This is a genomic window from Bradyrhizobium nanningense, assembly GCF_004114535.1.
In the GTDB taxonomy this organism is placed as follows: Bacteria; Pseudomonadota; Alphaproteobacteria; order Rhizobiales; family Xanthobacteraceae; genus Bradyrhizobium; species Bradyrhizobium nanningense.
Genome location: NZ_LBJC01000020.1, coordinates 521,307 through 539,698, shown reverse-complemented (window position 1 = coordinate 539,698; position 18,392 = coordinate 521,307). Strand labels below are relative to the sequence as shown.

The following is an 18,392-nucleotide window of genomic DNA, read 5'->3' as shown; positions in this document are numbered from 1 at the left end:
CATTTGGTTCGCTAATCCGGTTTGATTGAGCACCGGGATGATAGCTCTTCGTGACGAGCAACCGGCGGTTCGCGATTGTATGACCCGCAGGCGAGGCTCTCATGGCGCACGCTCCATCTCTGACCGAACAGATCAGCCCTCCTCGCGGTCGCAGCGCTCGCAGCCAGGTCGTCGCCGCGGACGGACCCATTCCCTTCAGATTGCATGGACTGGCTTAGGCGGATCGTCTTCACCTATCGATTTGGCGGTATCAGTTCCGACCGATGTGGTCGTTCAGAACCGCTTTATCTCGATTCCGTATTTCCTCAGCGCGTAGCCGATTTGGCGCGGGGTTAGTCCAAGTAGGCGCGCTGCCTTGGCCTGGACCCAGCCAGATTTTTCCATGGCCGCAATGACCCGCTCGCGATCGGCCATCCTCGCACCACCAACGAGAACCGTGCCAGGAGGTGCCAGTGAGGCCAGTTCGCAGCCAGACTGCGGCGGCGGGGTCGTTTCAGCTAGCGGAATGATAGGCTTTGCAGGCATCGGTTGCATCGGTGCCGCTTGGTCTGTTTTGCCGTGCGATGTGCTTTTCCACAGCATCGTGGAAAGGCACTGGTCTTGGCTGCATGCAAAGTCACTTCTCACAATCGATGATCCGGCACACAGCGTCGCTGTTCGCTCGATGCAGTTTTCGAGTTCGCGGACATTTCCCGGAAAGCCACAGCTCATCAGTACTTCGATCGCGCTCGCCTCCAGAGTGAGCGTACGGCCGTTCTCGCTGTTGAACTTTCTGAGGAACTCTCTGGCGAGCAGCGGAATATCACTGCGTCTTTCGCGCAGCGGCGGCAACAACAAGGGCACTACGCTAATACGATAATAGAGGTCCGCGCGGAACTCGCTCCGTGCCACGGCCTCTTCAAGGTTCCGGTTGGTCGCAGCTATAACTCGAACATCGACTTTAATCGTGTGATTGCTGCCGACGCGCTCGAACTCCTGCTCTTGCAGAACTCGCAGCAACTTCGCCTGGAACGGAGCTGAGATCTCGCCGATCTCGTCAAGAAATAGCGACCCTTTATCGGCAAGTTCGAAGCGCCCCTTGCGGGAGCTGACAGCACCGGTAAAGGCACCTTTCTCATGGCCAAACAGTTCCGATTCCAGAACCGTCTCAGGGAGCGCCGCGCAATTCAGCTTAACGAACGGCCGCTTAGCACGGGCCGAGGACTCGTGAATGGCCTTGGCTACGAGCTCCTTGCCGGTGCCCGATTCGCCGCGCAGCAGAACCGTGCTGTTTGATCTGGCTACAACCGCAATCTTCTCGAGCAGCCCGCTCAGCGCCGGGCTGTCGCCAATGATCGCGTGGGCGTGAAGCTTTTTGCGCTCGCGAGCGGGCGGCCCACCGTCAACTATCTGCTTCTCTAGCCGGTCTTTGTCCACTAACAATGGCTCGCGATCGCTGGCGAACACGCGATGTAACTTTACTGCTTGTCCCACCAGGTTGGCGACCATGGTGAGCAGCCGCGTATCGTACTCGAGCCGGAGACCTGAACTATCTTCCGGGATACGGTCGATCGTCAGCGTGCCAACGACCCCCTGATCAATACTAATCGGAACCCCGATGAATGCTACCGGCATACTCTCGGAGGCGCCGAGAACCTCCCGGTCGGCAGCGCTGAAGGCCGGCTCGGCGGCTACGTTCTCGACGACAAGAGGCCTACCTGTCGTCACAATCTCGTCGATTGCTTTCTGCGGCAGGCAGCTCCGGTAGCGCTCGCCAGTGCCTTCGCTCCAGCCGGCGCCGACTGTAATTTCTGGCATGCCGTCATCCCTGAACAGTGAGACGATGCCGTGTCGCATCGGCACAAACGATTGCAGAACAGCAAGGACGTTGGCCAAAGTGACTTCGAGCCGACCAGGAGCATTGAGTATGTTCGATATTTCGAAGATGCCGGTCAGCGCGCTTTCATGCGACGGCTCCCCCGGGGGCTTACGCTCCGGCTCTGGTTGCGAGGCAGGTCTTTCGCTCGAGGAAGGAATGTGCAGCATGAGCCTGTCTCCGTTGTCTTGATCATCCTCCCTGGAGCAATGTCCGGATTGGCGAGCTTCGTTTTGCATGTCACTCTCGATCTAGCGCCAAGTGTTGACGAGATGACATCGAACCGTGACACTTTTTCATGGCACGACAGTAAACTTGCGGTGTGCCTTCGATTCATTTTTTGTTGATTGTATGCGCGCCGTCAGCGGAGAACACGAGTGCGGTTGCTGCAGTTCAAGTCAGCCTCGCCGCCGCGCCGGCCGATTCACAGATGCTGCCCACCATTGATCGGCACCTCAGCACCCGTGACATAACTCGCCGCATCCGAGCACAGGAAGAAGATGACCTTGGCCACTTCATCCGGGGTCCCCACTCTGCGCAGCGGGATACTTGGAACGAGACGGGCTTCCGTCTCCGGCGATAGCATGTCGGTTTTGATTTCGCCGGGCGCGATCGCATTTACGCGAATGCCATGCGGCGCGTAGTCGTGGGCCAGCTCGCGTGTGAGGCTCGCAAGCGCAGCTTTCGAGGTCGCATAGGCGCTACCGGCGAATGGGTGCACCCGCGAGCCCGCAATTGACGTCACATTCACGATCGATCCTGACGCGGCTCTTAGCTCATCAAACAAACCCTGCGCCAGCAGGATCGGAGCCACCAGATTAAGGTGAAAGACCCTCATCCAGGTATCGGTTGACGTGGTCAACGATGTCAGCCGATCGCCAGTGGGCGTTTTCGGCGAGACACCGGCATTGTTCACCAGCGCGTGCAAGGGCGCACCGGCCAAGCGTTTCTTGACCTCGGTGATCGCGCGCGGCAGCATTCGATGATCGCCCAGGTCGATCTGGAAGTGATCGTCATTCCCAGCCCCCCAGGGGCATCGCTCACCGTCGAACGGTTGGCGCGCGCAAGAAATGATGCGCCAGCCCGCCTCCGAGAATAGCTTGGCGGTGGCATGGCCAATTCCGCGCGATGCCCCGGTGAGCAACATCGCCTTCGGTTCACCACGATCAACATGCGCTTTATCAGCCTCAATGAGGCGATCCATATGTGCTTCGGGCAGCGGGCCTCTGATCAGTTTGTCATTTGGCAGATCGAGACCCACAGCCGCCTCCTCTACTGTTGCTCCCGCGCACCCGTAGCAGGATTTGCGCCACTGCGATGCACGTAAATCCACTTCCGTTTCGCGTCCTAATGTCGCGCACGCGGAATGCTTGGCGGATTCAAGACAGCGGCGGTGAGCTTTCCGACAGCGATGGTGAATTCGCTACGTAAGTTTGCGAGCACACTCGCCTCCTTCATGAAAGGGCGACCAGCCGCGTTCGCTCTCTTGATCGCGCAGCCGTACGAGCCTGCGGCTGGCCGGCACCTCTCGTCGAGGTCAAAGATCGCTCGGGAAAAACTGACGTACCAGGCTTGCACGTTAGATTCGGCAGGCGGTCGATTTTGATTTATCGCGCGATGCTCTGAGCAGCACTGGGATCGGGCGTGTCGGTTCCAAACACGAGCTGGCGTGCTGAAATGTTCATCCGTGATTGAGCGCCGATTAGCTTCCATTTGTGGCCCGCCCGAAAAGAAGACGACGACGTGCTCCTCCTTTGCTGAAGCAGCAGTTTAGGGCCGTTCTTGTCGAAGTCGCGCCTCAGCCGAGGGCGTCCGCCCCCCGCTTCGTTCTCTTCGCCGCTGAAAGTTTGCGGCAACTGCAACACGGGCAGAAAAATCGTCGCACGGAAAGATCTTCCAGCACTCTTGGATGTACAGAGCGGCTGACAGATCGATCAAGCGGGTCTGCGACTTTCATAAAGCCATGAGCTCTTGCGAGTCTTCCTCAATGAGGATCAAGCGGCCCGGATCGTTCAAATCGAATTCTATAACGCGTGGGGCGAAAAGACGCGCATAGCGCGTGAAGGCGCTCGTCGGGGGAAAACGGATCACGGTGTCGCAGCGGGCTAGGAGATACATCTCGGTGAGGGCAGCAAAGCCACCTTCGGCTCCGAGGGCCGGATTGTGCAATGGGCCGGCTTGAGGGGCCTGGAATTGCTTTGGGATCGCGAAAACATCAGGGAATTTAGCCGAAACCTGCTCAAGGACGAACGTGCTGTCCGTGCACAGGAACGCCCTCACAGGTTTTGCGTGGCGCAAACCCCTGGCCTTATCAATGGCATTACAGACCTGCTGCAAGGCGCGCTCCGCGTCAGCCCAGTAAGGAGCATGCCCCATAATATCTTCGCCGTTGCCATGCCGGACATGAATGCCGATGACGCTGTACGGCTCAAAGTGCTCGCGGTAGATAGCATCAATCCGAGCCTGAATTTCAGGTCGCGGCTTGATACTCCGGAAGATTTCTCGTTCCGCCTCCTGATCGCAGCGCCACATCAGGCAGGCATCACAGACAACCGTGTTAGCGTCGCTATCTCTCTGACTTTGGAATAGTTGATCGAGTTGGTCGCGTTCCCGGAAAATCTGCTCGTCCGGGCGATAGACGCAATCGATAGATGGCTTATTCCACCATGCCGGAAAGAATGGGCCCGGAAACGAACGTTGATTGATGTCGTCATCGCAAATTATCTGCACACCTGCAATGTCATCAACCGGTTCGAAGAAAACTGGAAAGGCATTGGTGAATGGTTCATCAAGATAACAAGATCCCCGCCAATCAATGGCTAGCGTCCGTCCTGTCTGCTTTGCAAAACGCCAGGCTGCCGCCAGTGACCACAGACAGTCGCCGAACCCCGTACGTCGCCGGGACACGACGAACCGATCCTTCCTCAAATCGCTACCCATCTGCCTTGCCTTTTCGTGCGCTCCTGGTTGGACACGAGATGTCAACACAGACATCTCGGGCATCTTCTCGCCCGACGTCAGGGCCTGCGATCGCAGTACCGGCGAGCTGCGTCGGTAGAACTTCATAGCGGGGTTATCCGTGCTGAACCGCGTTCTCTCAATACTTTCCGTACTTTCTTCAGCGGTGTTGCATCGACCAGCCCGAAGTCCAGACGCCCAATGGCCCGCTGTGCATCGGATGGCCTGGTCCCCTCACATACACGCATAGGCATAGCCGTGCTCATGACTTACGGCTATGTTCCGCTTTGCACTTCATTGTGGCCGCAAGCCGCGCGCGGCGGATGCAGGCGAATGCACCGCCGTTCCCATACGAGCCGCAATTCCTTCACAAGATCTTCACGCTTGGCCTGGTCCAGCATGGCTGGTTCGAAAAGCCACCCGAGCGACGCCTCGCCCTCGATTCGCATCAACATCTCGAAAAGCTCAGGTGAGATACGCATACTCGAGTGGGCGGAATGTCCCGTGCGGATCTCGCAGACCGTGTCCTGACGATCTGGCGCTGTGTGGGAGCGAACACGATGAAGGGATGCATACGGCGGCAATGAAACGCCTAGCGCACTCCAATCCTCCAGTGATGTTGGTCGCTTCCTGACGAGGAACGGCCCAACAACAAGTCCGTCCAGGTCAGTCGTCAAGAACGTGGTGATCGCGTCCGACACGGACTGCACGATCGGTTCGGCATTGTTGTTAAATGAGGTATTTAGAAGAATCGGAATGCCCGTTCGCTTCTTGAACGCATTAATTACATCCCAGTAGGCGGGGTTTGTCTTGCGCGATACGGTCTGCAGCCGAGCCGTCCCATCAACGTGCGTGATCGCACCGAGCACGTTACGCTTGGCTTCACGCACACGAACCACGAAGTTCATGAAGGGGAGCTGCCACGCGCCGTCCGGGAGCTCAAAGAACTCGCTCGCATCTTCCTCCAGTACAGATGGCGCAAAGGGGCGATAGCCCTCCCGCTTCTTGACCATCGCGTTGATGCGGTCCTTGTTCTCCGCAGGACGCGGGTCGGCAAGAATGCTTCGGTTACCAAGCGCACGTGGGCCGAATTCAGAGCGGCCCTGAACCCAGCCGATTACAGCGCCATTTGCCATCAAGTCTGCCGCACTGGATGCTATGTCATCACTGCGTTGAATGTCGAGATGGCCTGACCATGCGTTGAGCTCAAGCTCTACGGCTTGCTCGTTCCCCAGATCGGGCCCCCAATAAACGTCCGGCAGTCGCACGCGCGGCGCTGGCCTACCTAGCTCATTTGATACCATTAATGCAGCGCCGAGTGCGCAACCAGCGTCGTGCGCCGCTGGTTGAACAAAGATGTCGTCAAATAGTCCGGAATAAAGCAGCTTACCATTGAGCGAGCAATTATGGGCCACCCCGCCAGCTAGGCACAAGCGTTTCATGCCTGTCGCTTCACGATGGTGCCGCAGGGTGTGAAGGACGATCCGCTCCAGTGCTTCCTGCAGCGACGCGCTGACATCTCGATGCTGTTGGGTGAATGGCATTCCCTTTCGCCGCACTTGGATGTTGCGGACCAGGGCCGGTCCGATTCGGTCCAGGTGAACGCGATAGCCACCGCTGTCCAACAGCTCGTAGAACTGCGCGAACAGTTCGCGATAGCGATCGGGATCACCATACGGTGCGAGCCCCATCACTTTGTATTCGTCGAACATCCCGTAGCCGAGATATCGGATCGTCTCAAGATAGAGCAGCCCCAAGGAGTTATGTTCCGGGAAACTTACAAGTTCCGCAATTTCGGTGCCAGACCCTACCGCCAATAAGCCTGAGAGAAAATCTCCACCTCCGTCGATCGCAAAGACGAGACTTTGCTCGAACCCGGACATGGCAAACGCGCTCACGGCATGTGCTTCGTGGTGATTCACGAAGGAAAGCCGGGACGAATCGATCTCAGCCCCGAACTCCCGTGCCAGCAGCTGCTGCAGCAACAGTTTGGCGTCCAACGGAACGGGCTGAGAAACAGAAAGGCGCTCGAGCATGGTTTTGCAGTAGGCTTCAGTCGCGTAGAACGCGATACGGTCGATGTCCCCGAGCTCGACTCCTGCGGTAGAAAGGCAGTACCGGATCGAATTGCTAGGGAACTTGTTGGAGTGCTTGATGCGGTTGAGGCGCTCCTCTTCGACAGCAGCAATTACGCGGCCATCCTGCACAAGAACCGCAGCGCCATCGTGAAGAAATGTATTCGGCAGCTCCGGAGAGCTTTCATAGATTCTGTCAAGGCCGCCACTCAGTCCCAGGCACAACATTGCGTTCTCCAACTAGCCATGGCGGGAAGGCCAAACTGCACCGTCCCACCGATCTAACCTGTACTGTCACGCTCCGCAGGTGCGAAAGCCAGACAGCACAACACGACTTTGTAAGGTCCGTCTCGGCGCCGAGCGACAGGAGCTCATAAATAAGGGTGCTGACGTCCGACACCGATCGGCCGAACAGGCGGCCGTAGAGCTGGGTCGATCGTGGCTTCTTAAGGTCATTGCAGAAGCTGTCACAGACCAGGTCACTCGCGAGCTACCGCGGTACCTACCATGACACTGCATTGATTCGACCTTCTCCGTTTCGCTCATGTCATGTCAACGCAGAAGCCGGCGCTGAAATAGCGCTGTCGACGCGAAAAAGGGCAAGACCGCGTATACGCAGAGCGCACCTACGTGCAGGGCAGCACTGTCGGCGCCGCGCTCAAGCATCGCTGGACGAATAAGGTCGACCGAATGTGCGAGCGGCAGCATGGCGGCAGCGTGCTGAAATGAACCGGGCAGTTGGCTCGTCGGAAAGACCACGCCACACAAGAACACCATAGGAGTGAGGACAAGTGTCTGGTAGAACACGAAGTAATCGTAACTTGGTGCGAGAGATATGACGACCATCGCAAGGCTCGAGAATACGAGGCCAGTAAGGGCGATTGTGGGCATCGCATACAGAATGGACGGCCATGACGTATAGCCCATCGTGGCGGCGACGATTCCGATCGCTGTTCCGGCCAGAACGGACTTACTGGCCGCCCACACCAGTTCACCCAGGACGATATCGCCAAGCGTGAGCTGAGTAGAAAGGATTGCTTCCCAAGTGCGCTTGGCGTCCATGCGAGCAAAGGCTGCATATAGCGTTTCAAAGGTCGCGGATGTCATCGCGCTGACCGCGACCATACCCGCTGCCAAAAAAGCAATGTACGAAGTTCCCTCAACTTGTCCCACGATGAGTCCGAGGCCAAAGCCAAGACCAAACAGATTGGTTATGGGGTCTGCGAGATTGCCGAGAATCGATGCAAGCGCGACTTTCCTCCATGCCATGAAGTTTCGTCGCCATACCGCGATCCAGTTGTAAGCGTTAGCCGGCATCACCGACGCATAACTCTCATTCATTGCTCATTTCTCCATCTCGCGCCCGGTCAACCGCAAAAACACGTCTTCGAGGTTCGGGGGGCGCTGCAGAACGCGAAGGCCCGCTCGCCCGCGCAAATGCACGCAGACTTGCTCCGGATATTGCGCGTAGCAGAAAAGCGTCTCACCACTGACTTCGATGTGCCGCGCATAAGGCCTGATCAGCTCTTGGAGTTGATGTAGATCACCGCCATAGATTTCGAGCACGTTGCAGCCAATATGTTCGTCGATCAAAGCGTCTGGCTTGCCTTCGGCGATTTTACATCCACTCTCAAGCACGCATAGCCGGTCGCACAGGCGTTCGGCTTCTTCCATGAAGTGGGTGGTCAAGAGGATCGTCTTGCCACGTGCAAGCAGAACCCGCAGGCGCTCCCAAATCAGGTGACGTGCATGCGGATCCAGACCAGTCGTCGGCTCGTCCATCACGAGTAAATGCGGATCATTAATCAGGGCACGCGCCAGCGTCAGCCGCCGCTTCATGCCACCGGACAACTTGGAGACGCGCACGTCCGCTTTGGCCTCAAGGCGCGCAAACTCGAGCAACGAGGGCGCAACCGCCTCGATCTTGCGAGCGCTCATGCCGAAATAGCGGCCAAACACAAGCAAATTCTCTAGTACCGTGAACTCATTTTCAAGATTATCGAACTGCGGCACCACGCCGACGCGCACACGCGCCGCACGAGCGCGGGAAGGCACAGGCTCATCGAGGACTGTAATCTCGCCAACGTCGGGCGAAATCATGCCGAGGAGCATGCGTGCAATCGTGCTTTTGCCAGCTCCATTGGGCCCCAGCAGTCCGAAGCACTCTCCGCGCGCAACCGAGAACGACAAGTCGTTGACGATGAGCTTGTCGCCAAATGACTTTTTCACGCCGGAAAAGTCGATTGCCACAGTGGACATGTTCATCTTAGGCTGACAGAAGTCGTTCCGTGGACGACGGTATCTTGACGAACGTTTTGCTCCAGAGGATGCCTTCGCACCAGACATGCTCGACAAGCCCCCATTGGCAGGCCGCCGCAGCGTCCGGGAAAAAGCCGCGTCCGTGGAGGTTTGCGCTCGTGTTGCAGAGCAGCGGAATGCCCGTGAGTTGCTCAAATTCGACGAGAAGCGCAGCAACTTTGTGAGGAGAGTTGCGGGAAATTGTCTGCAGCCGCGCCGAGCCGTCAAGATGGACCACCGCGGGGACCCTGTCGCGCCAATTCGCCCGGGTCTGGTGATCGAACAGCATGTAAGGATCTGGCGTCCCCGGGCTGAAGATCTCCGGCGCCCGATCTTCCAGACAGATCGGCGCCACGGGCCGGAAGTGCTCGCGACGCTTGATGTCGTTGAGATGATCCTTCATTGCCGAGCACGTCGGCGCTGCAAGAATGCTTCTACCCCCCAGGGCCCGCGGCCCAAGCTCGGCACACCCGGAAAGAAAGATGACGGGCTTGTTGTCGGCAAGAATCGACGCAAGTTCACGCAGACTGCAGGGTGCCGCCTCCCAGTCCGGCGGAACCTCGCTCTCCTGCAAGGCCGGACCATTGTAAACTGACCATTCCAACGGCCCGAAGCCATCCTGCGCTGCCATAGCGCCGCACGCCGCCCCGATTGCCGAGCCGCTGTCATTCGGAAACGGCGGCACCCAGACATCATCGAACAGTCCCGTCGCGCGAAGCGCGCTATTCCATTTGATATTGAGACCGCAACCTCCGGCGATGCAGAGATTTCGCGCTCCCGGAAGCGACGAGTACCGCAGCAGAACCATCGCGATTTCCTTAACAAGAAGACGTTCCAAGAACACATGAAAGGACGCAAGGACGTCTTCCGCGCGCTTGGCCGTCAGGCGCAATGCGCTTGCCTCGAAGAAGTCGTGAATGGCTGCAAGGGACGCTTCCGCATTGTTGATGTTTTCGCGGTAGCGACGGGCCTGCTCCGTGTCAGCCGCCAACCGCGTTTCATAAAGCTCCTGGAACACTTCCACGATGCTTTCGTCCACGGAGCCAAGCGCGATGTAGGCCATCAGCTTGCCAGCAATGCCCAAATCCCAACTGGAGCGGTTCGGCTGCCGGTATGGCCCGAAGTGAAGGCCCGCGGCAGCATAGGCATGGCCAATCATCGGAAACAGCGATCCGATGAGCCGCGCCCCCTGAGGTTCGACATAGTAAAGGCGTGGAAAGATACAGCCGTCCCATACCAGACAGAACGCGGGTTTCCCCGCGCTGGCGAAGGGACTGGTGCTATATGCTGACGCGACGTGGCCCGTGACATGCGGGTAGCTCTTATATGGAAACTCCTCGCCTTCGAGGATGAGGCCAAAGCCGTCGACGGAATCGAGGAGGCCCTCAGCATGACGCTCGACATATGGCGCGCCTTTTAGCGCGACCGGCAACTCTCCGCTTAGGAGCTGGAACTGCGATTCATTCTCCCCGTCCCAGCCATCAATCACGAACTGATCGATGTCGCGCGGATCCAGGCCATGCTCCGCCAAGGCGCGCACGACTGCATCGAGATTGTCGACGGACTGATAGCGTGGACTGTTGCCGCGCTTCTCTTGCTCGACGCAAAAAAGAAGCCGACCGTCCTCGACGACAGCAATTGCTCCGTCATGTGTCAACTTTATTCCGCAGATGCGCATACGTCCTCCTGGCCTAATGGCCAACGTTTGATTGTTCTGAGGGGTCGCTCGGCTTCCGAAACCGGACGATCAAACAGTCTTCGTTCGCCGACCCGGTGCGGCAGTGCCGACGCTCGATCTCCGACAGGCTCTCCTTGAAGAGAGTGATCACCGTTTCGGCACCAGCAGCATGCCCCCAGCGTTGACATATTTCATCGCGCGCAGACCCGAAAATGAGAGTGCCACTTGGCGCAAGCATACTCACTAGGTTGCGGATAGCCGCATGCATCTCGACCACGTCCTTGAGGTAATAAAGAACCTCGGCCACGACAATCAAATCGAATTGCTCAGTGGTCGAGAACCGCTGAATGTCGCAGGCGACCCAAGTAATATGTGACCACTTCCCAGTCCGCAGTCGCGCTCGCTCGATTGCCTGCGGCATGACATCCACGACCGTAAGTCGCACGCATAGCGGCGCCAGCATCTCGGTGAATGCACCGGCTGCACATCCGACCTCGAGGGCAGACCCCGCATCTCCGTTGCAACGCGACATCCGGAGCATTTGCGCGTATCGCTCCTGCTCGAACGCACTAGTGTCGAGGCACCATGGGTCGTCGACAGCCAACTCTCGCTCTAATAGTTGATGGTTTGCGTCCTGAGTCATGAGCCGACCACCTATTTGTAGACAGTCGAACGATCGCGACCGGAAACACTCTCCGTCGCCGCCAGGCTCGACGGAGGCTGCGATAACGGCGCCGTACGAATAGGAGCAGGCGCCACCCCCACACCAGCCGCACCTCGTCCGGCATTAGGGTGCAGAATGACACGCTGTTTCTCCTCTTCCGCCGGCACATCGGTGACTTTTCGCGATAGCCAATCGCTATTACTCAATGTACAAAGCGCATAGGCCTTCAAAGGCAGTAAGAGAAAGATATTGATCGGTGTGTGGAGCGAGAAGCCGATGAACCGCAGCTCGCGAGCACGAAGCGCTGCCACACTGCACCGGACCATAGTCATTGCAGCAATCGTCAATCCGGTCCACCAGGGTATAGAGCCGTCGATCAGGAGCTGTGCGAGCGCAGCAAGTGATGAAATGGCGAGGAGCAATGGGCCGAGATTTTGCCCGATAACGTCTAGCGTCAAATAACCATCGAGCTCTGGCAGCAGGCGCCAAGCAAGAAACGTATCTCGAAAGGTACTGCGCGCCCAGCGGAGTTGCTGTCGTAGATATGGCCGAAGACTGTGCGGGACGACTGTGGCTGCTATCGCGTCCGGAACGTATTCGGTTCGAAACCCCGCCTTGAGCATGAGTATCGTTAGGTGGCGGTCTTCGCCGAAATCGCTCGGCTTCCCACGAAAGAATTGGGCTTCATATTGATCAAGAAGCATGGTGAGTGCGGACCGCCGATACATGGCACATGGGCCGCAGCAACACATGACGGCACCGAAGCGCGCCTGTGCCGCGCGCTCTTCGTTGCACGCGAGCCAATATTCCATGTCGATCAGCCTGGTCAGCCAGGTCTGGTTGCGATTGCTTGCTATCAGCTGACCCATGGCCGCACCGATTGCCGGGTCATGCATCTTCAATACAAGCTTCGTGACGACGTCGGCCGCAAGTATCGTATCGGAATCGACGTTGAGAACCAGATCACCGGATGAGCTGCGTATTGCTGCGATCTGCGCCTTGCGCTTTCCCACGTTGCTTGCCAACAAGATGAAACTGAATCTCGGATCGCTCGCATATATCTGGTGCACAGGAGCGACAACGTCGCGGTTTGCCGATCCGTCATCGACTACATAGACCTGTATCTTTCCGGCGTAGTCTTGACTGGCAATCGACTCCAGACATTCGGCGAGTGTGTTTGGATCCTCGTTGAAGCACGGTACGATGACGTCCACAGCAGGAAGGACCACCTCTGCTTGTCCAAGGTCGTCCAACGATGAGTCGATCGCCGGCTGGGCATACAGCGCTTGCACGCTCTTATAGATAGTCGAGAGGAGCGCATAAGATGAAACGGCGGCAGCACTGGTTGTCGCGAGCAGGTCCATGGGGTGTCGTTTTTTTCAGTGGAGTTGAGGGAGTGGACGGATTACAAACCCGCGCCGTTGCAGTGCGGGAATCAGATATGCCAGCGCCGTCTTGGTCTGATCGCGCAGCGTGGCATCACCGCACAGTCTCTCCTCATCGGGAGGATATCCGTCGTGCAGGAGCACAATTGCACCCGGGCGAACGTTCGCCAGTACCGTATTCACAATTGTATCAACCCCGGGGCGGGACCAATCTCTAGGGTCGACCGACCAGTGCAGAGCCGTGAGACCAGCGCTCGCCGCCATTGCGAGCACCTCTTGCGTCCATTTGCCGTAAGGCGCTCGCATATGCCTGGGCGAGGCCTTCCGGCACGCCAGACGGATGGCCTCGCTCGCCGTCAGCACCTCGTCGTGTAACTCCGCAGGTCCGCATCTGGATAGATCAGGATGGGTCATCGTATGGTTCGCAACCTCATGCCCTTCCGCAATCATTCGTCGGATGAGTTCAGGATGCTCCGTAGCGTACGTCCCGATGACGAAGAATGTCGCGGGGACCCGATGTTGCGCCAGCACATCGAGCACCCCTGGCGTACAAAATGGATTTGGCCCATCGTCAAAGGTCAAATAGACAGCTCGACTTTCGCCCGCGTCAGCGTAGTCGCAGCGGACAATAGATAGGGTAGAACGCTCTGTCACAACTCAGGCCCGTTCCGATCGATGACAGTCCCGGCCGGCCATTCGCTTATCGAGCGTCCGACCGGAAACACCACGACAATCACGTCTTCGATGCGCGTCGGCGATAAATTTGGATAGACGTCCGGCAGGGTGGAGCGGACGCGAATGCCACGCATCAGGGTGGCGAGCCCCTGCCTTTCGACCAGTCGGGTCAAATGTTTTTCAAGCGCCGAGCGAACCGCGCCAAAGGCGAATGGAACACCCAGCTCCTGCAGTGCGGGATACATCACGCGCATTGCGTGGCTTATCCCGTGACCCTCGAGATCCGGGCGCACCGCATATAACCCCAGCTCGGCCACAAGGAGATCGGCTCCACCAACGTTGATGAAGCGGCGCAGTAGCCCGATGTGAGCCGCTACCCCGAGCGCGTCGTAACCAATTACGCGGAGCTCGGGTCTTGCGCCGGCCCAACTTCGGTTCCCCTCAAACGGCTGCGCATTGAACGAACCCGTCGGTCCGTAGCTCTTGCGGAAGAACTCCGCGAGCTCGGCATGATCGGAGAGCTGAAGTTCACTTTCCCAACGACGGCTCCACTGCACTTGGGCGCGAGCAGAAGGCACTTCCGCAGTCGGGGACACGGCAATGTTCATGGCGAGCTTCCTTGCGCCGGTGGAATTAAGAGGGATGGTCACGTGAATTCGCTATTCGGCGAACCGCCGATCAATGCTGAGATGCGCCGCCATGCTCTGTCGGAGCTCGGCACCGCTCGCCTGCTCCGCGCCGCTGGCCTTTGCACGATGGAGCGATCGTTTGATTGCACGCTCGTCCGGTTAATGCCGCGCGCGCTATAAATCGGAAGGTGCCGACGAGGCGGTTGGACTAGCCAGAACCTGTCTGCATCAGCTAGCTTTTGCGCCTGCTGTCGCATCGTCTTCCGGCGCTTCGACGTCTGAGGGCTGGCCATCGACGCGCAAGCCTCATCGATGGCGCATCGGAGCGGCATCGGATCAAACTGGCTTCTATACATCTTCGACACGCCCCGCATTCACTGGACAGCCGAGCCATTTGGAGCGGCGCCTGGAATTCTTGGCATCCGCAATCTGCGTCTGCCGCTATTCCTCGACACTAGAATGAGGCTGAACGCGCGCTCAATTGTACGCGGGTAAACGTCAAATATGGAAACGGATGAAATCCGCATACCAACGTTTATCGGGACGCGCTTGGCGTTACGGGCGAGCTTAAGAAGAAGAAGCAACAGCGCGCGCCCATGGTGCGCTCGCACGTCTGGACGCTCTTCTCTTAGCTCACGTGAACGATCGGAAAGCATCGTGGCGCGCCCAATTACTTTTGCAAACTTCAGTTTGCTATCCAATTTCCCGCAGTTTGGTAAAATCGATTGTTTCGATGCAACACATCCACGCGATGGATAGACTGACAGCATGCGGTTCAAGGGACTTGATCTAAATCTTCTCGTTGCGCTCGACGCCGTGATGACGGAACGCAACCTCACAGCGGCGGCTCGTAAAATTAACCTGAGTCAGCCCGCTATGAGCGCTGCGATCGCACGGCTGCGCACCTATTTCCGCGATGAACTATTTACTATGAGAGGTCGCGAGCTCGTCCCGACACCTGGCGCGGAGGCGCTTGCAGGCCCGGTTCGCGAGGCCCTGCTGCACATCCAACTCTCGATCATATCACGGGACGCGTTCGACCCGGCTCAGTCGAGTCGACGCTTCAGGGTCATTCTCTCAGATTTCATGACGATCGTTTTCTTTCGCAGAATTGTGGACCGCATGGCACAAGAAGCTCCCGCAGTGCGCTTCGAACTGCTGCCATTTTCTGATGAACCGGATGAGCTGCTGCGGCGGGGCGAGGTCGACTTTCTCATTCTGCCGGAACTGTTCATGTCGAGCTCGCACCCTAAGGCGACGCTGTTCGATGAGAGCCTCGTATGCGTGGGATGCCGCACGAATAAGCAGCTATCCCGGCAGCTTACGTTCGAGAAATACATCTCGATGGGGCACGTTACTGCCAAGTTCGGACGGGCCCTGAGACCGAACCTCGAAGAATGGTTTTTGCTTGAGCACGGTCTGAGGAGACGAATCGAGGTCGTTGTGCAGGGTTTTAGCCTGATTCCGCCCATATTGTTAGACACGAGCCGCATCGGCACGATGCCCTTACGGCTGGCCAGACACTTCGAAAAGCGAATGCCACTGCGGATCATCGAACCGCCGCTCCCTCTCCCCACATTCACAGAGGCCGTGCAGTGGCCGTCGTTCCACAACACCGACCCGGCGAGCATCTGGATGCGGCGGATATTGCTCGAGGAGGCATCCAACATGGCATCTGGGGAGCAAACGCCTCCGGCTCGCAGGCGCTGTTAGGCTTACCCGCAAGCTACGCTTTGGACATCCTAGGCACGCTTGCCCCTCCGACGTGCTCGGTCCCTTTCCTCGCTTCAGGGTCCTTTGCGGAGAAACCGCCACAGACCTCGCAATTGCGGCAATCGCTTGCGAAGACTTCCCCGGTGAGCGTGGTAACTGAAGGTCTATTTTGATGCGCTTGCGCCGGATTCAGGCTACGCCAGCCGCTGTCGCGGCCGGACATGCCTCCAGTAAAAAATGTATAGCTTCGCGAATAAAATGGCTTGAATCGCACATTGCGTCAGGTTGTAGGTTCACCGTCGTGACTAACGCTGCACGACGCAGCCTCGACAGGTCGCTTTGGCGAGCTCGCGGACTGTGGGTTGATCTGCCATTAGCGAACGACCGGACTCAGCTGCGTTGTCGGGCAGAAACCGGCGAGACCAATCAGCTGAGAGGCTCCTGACGCTTACGCGCCGCTGCCGATTGGCCTAGCGTTCGCTCTCCATTCTTGCGGAATTTCGCGAGCTTCCTTTCGCGGTAGCAGGATTGCGCGATGTCAACTCGGGCGAGTCGAGACGATTGCTCCAGACGCAGCCGTCACGGCACGCTTTTGCGTAGCAAGGACGTTTCTGCCGGATAGGAAGAGATGCGTTTCAAAGGTCTGGATCTAAACCTTCTCGTCGCGCTGGACGCTTTAATAGCTGAGCGCAACCTCTCCTCAGCGGCACGCAAGATCAATCTCAGTCAGCCGGCCATGAGCGCGGCCGTTGCCCGGCTGCGCTCCTATTTCGGTGATGAGCTGTTTGGAATGAGGGGGCGCGAACTTGTCTTGAGCTCACGCGCGCAAGGGCTGGCGGCTCCTGTGCGCGAGGCTCTAATGCACATTGAACTCTCGATTATGGCGCGGGATGCGTTCGACCCAGCTCGATTGAACCGCCGATTCAAGATCGTCCTTTCGGATTTTATAACAGTTGTATTCTTCCGAAATGTCGTAGAGCGCGTCACGCGAGAAGCCCCCACCGTCAGCTTCCAACTGGAGGCGCCGACCGATGAGCACGAGGAGCTCCTCCGCCGCGGCGAAGTCGATTTTGTTATCTTGCCAGATTTTTTCATGTCCAGCACGCACCCAAGAGCGGCCCTATTCGAGGAGAGACTCGTCTGCGTAGGCTGCTGCACCAACAGGGAATTACAACGCCGGCTTACATTCGATCGATATATGTCGATGGGTCACGTTGCAGTTAAGCACGAAGGTGCGCCCCAAACGCCAGTTGAGCATTCATTCTTAATGGATCTCGGCCCCACTCGGCGCATCGACATTCTCGTGCAGAGCTTCAGTATGATCCCGCCCCTCCTGGTTGGGACGAACCGCATAGGCACCATGCCGTTAGGGCTCGTGAGGCATTTCCAAAGAACGATGCCCCTTAAGATCGTCGAGCTTCCGCATCCATTCCCCGCCTTCACTGAGGCGGTCCAATGGCCCGCGCTTCAGAACAGCGACCCGGGAAGTCTGTGGATGAGGGATATATTGTTGCAGGAGGCCACCCGCATGGCAACTACACAAGAGCTCCCTGTCACCAGCCTCTCGGAAGAAGCAGACACCGCGGGACATCTCGTACGATCTGTCTCCCCGTTGCCGTAAGCCCATCCGTAAAGTCTACGGTCCTCGCATTCCAACACTTGTCTCAACACACCTCGCGTATCTTGCTCTCATTGTCGGAGGATAAAGCTCCTCGCGACCCACCGGCTCGTAGGACGTTATGTAGTTCCTCGCATCTTCGCCTAGGCGCGGCAGACTGCCGGCCTGATTTTAGCGACGTGGACGGGGACAAACCGACGAGCTCGCGTTGAAGCTAGGCGCTTCCGTTGCAACTGCGGGTGCGGGCGCACCTGTCTCAAGGAGGTAGGACAGGCAGGCAGCTCTTGTCGTGTCAGTCAGTCGTTGCTCCCGATGAACGGAGACGATCAGCGTCTTCGGAGTCCTACCAACATCCACTGCTCGCATAGAGATCGTCGGACCAGCCGCGCAGTCGAAGCAAGCATCGCGCACGCGTGTGGCGCTAGCGCATCACCCAGCAGTACATCACACCTTCATTGCTCCGCGCCGCAGGTATGACTTGTTTTGGCCCTACCGCAGCCAAACGTCTTGACGACGTGCGCTGCGCTGACCAATTTCAAACAAGGAGCTGAACGTTGAAGCTTTGCAGCGGGGTGTTCGATCCAGAAGAGCTTTCTGCCCTCGGACGACTTTATGACGGCGCCGTCAACGCGCTTCCTCCATCGATGCGGAGTCCAGAGAACCGCACGGCAATCGCCAAGCTCATCCTGGAGCGCACAGCGGCTGGCGAGGCTCAACTGGCACGCCTGACGAAGTTGTTGATCACCATTTCCCCTAAGGGTTGATCGGCCGCCATTCTAAGGATAGTCACCACTCGCGTGTCGGGGTGGAAGACGATTCAGCTGGAGCTTAGAAAGCCGCTTGA

The 18,392-nt window shown here is 58.0% G+C and carries 14 protein-coding genes; 3 read left to right on the top strand and 11 right to left on the bottom strand.

The window, feature by feature from the left end:
- Positions 1-273 precede the first annotated feature (273 nt).
- From nifA to XH84_RS15495, 11 genes are all read right to left on the bottom strand, one after another.
- The gene (gene nifA / locus XH84_RS15550) at positions 274-2,025 is read right to left on the bottom strand and encodes a nif-specific transcriptional activator NifA (RefSeq protein WP_430641901.1); all 1,752 of its coding nucleotides are present in this window, start codon (positions 2,023-2,025) and stop codon (positions 274-276) included.
- A 254-nt stretch (positions 2,026-2,279) separates the two neighbouring features.
- Positions 2,280-3,116 carry an SDR family NAD(P)-dependent oxidoreductase gene (locus XH84_RS15545; RefSeq protein ID WP_128948437.1) on the bottom strand — a complete coding sequence of 279 codons (837 nt, stop codon included), beginning with the start codon at positions 3,114-3,116 and terminating at the stop codon, positions 2,280-2,282.
- Between the two features lie 692 nt (positions 3,117-3,808).
- Positions 3,809-4,921 carry a nodulation protein NodZ gene (locus XH84_RS15540; protein WP_128948436.1) on the bottom strand — a complete coding sequence of 371 codons (1,113 nt, stop codon included), beginning with the start codon at positions 4,919-4,921 and terminating at the stop codon, positions 3,809-3,811.
- Between the two features lie 167 nt (positions 4,922-5,088).
- The gene (locus XH84_RS15535; protein WP_128948435.1) at positions 5,089-7,116 is read right to left on the bottom strand and encodes a carbamoyltransferase family protein; all 2,028 of its coding nucleotides are present in this window, start codon (positions 7,114-7,116) and stop codon (positions 5,089-5,091) included.
- 324 nt (positions 7,117-7,440) lie between these two features.
- The gene (locus XH84_RS15525; protein ID WP_128948434.1) at positions 7,441-8,229 is read right to left on the bottom strand and encodes an ABC transporter permease; all 789 of its coding nucleotides are present in this window, start codon (positions 8,227-8,229) and stop codon (positions 7,441-7,443) included.
- Positions 8,230-8,232: 3 nt separating this feature from the next.
- Positions 8,233-9,153, bottom strand: coding sequence for a nodulation factor ABC transporter ATP-binding protein NodI (gene nodI / locus XH84_RS15520; protein WP_128948433.1), 921 nt, complete (start codon positions 9,151-9,153; stop codon positions 8,233-8,235).
- A 1-nt stretch (position 9,154) separates the two neighbouring features.
- Entirely contained in the window at positions 9,155-10,864 is a 1,710-nt protein-coding gene (nodU, locus tag XH84_RS15515; RefSeq protein WP_128948432.1) for a nodulation protein NodU, read from the bottom strand.
- A gap of 13 nt (positions 10,865-10,877) precedes the next feature.
- A complete protein-coding gene (gene nodS / locus XH84_RS15510) occupies positions 10,878-11,507 on the bottom strand; it encodes a nodulation methyltransferase NodS (RefSeq protein ID WP_128948431.1) in 630 nt (209 codons plus the stop codon).
- 11 nt (positions 11,508-11,518) lie between these two features.
- Entirely contained in the window at positions 11,519-12,892 is a 1,374-nt protein-coding gene (gene nodC / locus XH84_RS15505) for a chitooligosaccharide synthase NodC (RefSeq protein ID WP_128948430.1), read from the bottom strand.
- 15 nt (positions 12,893-12,907) lie between these two features.
- Complete coding sequence (nodB, locus tag XH84_RS15500; protein ID WP_128948429.1) at positions 12,908-13,567, bottom strand: chitooligosaccharide deacetylase NodB; 660 nt, start codon at positions 13,565-13,567, stop codon at positions 12,908-12,910.
- A complete protein-coding gene (locus XH84_RS15495) occupies positions 13,564-14,196 on the bottom strand; it encodes a NodA family N-acyltransferase (protein WP_128948428.1) in 633 nt (210 codons plus the stop codon). The genes nodB and XH84_RS15495 overlap by 4 nt, the downstream gene beginning before the upstream one ends.
- Before the next feature lie 789 nt (positions 14,197-14,985).
- On the opposite strand from XH84_RS15495, the gene nodD1 reads away from it, so the two are divergent.
- The 3 genes from nodD1 to XH84_RS15475 all read left to right on the top strand — a co-directional run bounded on the left by nodD1 (position 14,986) and on the right by XH84_RS15475 (position 18,312).
- Positions 14,986-15,930, top strand: coding sequence for a transcriptional regulator NodD1 (gene nodD1, locus XH84_RS15485; RefSeq protein WP_128948427.1), 945 nt, complete (start codon positions 14,986-14,988; stop codon positions 15,928-15,930).
- Between the two features lie 628 nt (positions 15,931-16,558).
- Complete coding sequence (gene nodD2 / locus XH84_RS15480; RefSeq protein WP_128948426.1) at positions 16,559-17,551, top strand: transcriptional regulator NodD2; 993 nt, start codon at positions 16,559-16,561, stop codon at positions 17,549-17,551.
- A gap of 551 nt (positions 17,552-18,102) precedes the next feature.
- The gene (locus XH84_RS15475; RefSeq protein ID WP_164937384.1) at positions 18,103-18,312 is read left to right on the top strand and encodes a hypothetical protein; all 210 of its coding nucleotides are present in this window, start codon (positions 18,103-18,105) and stop codon (positions 18,310-18,312) included.
- The last annotated feature ends 80 nt before the right edge of the window (positions 18,313-18,392 follow it).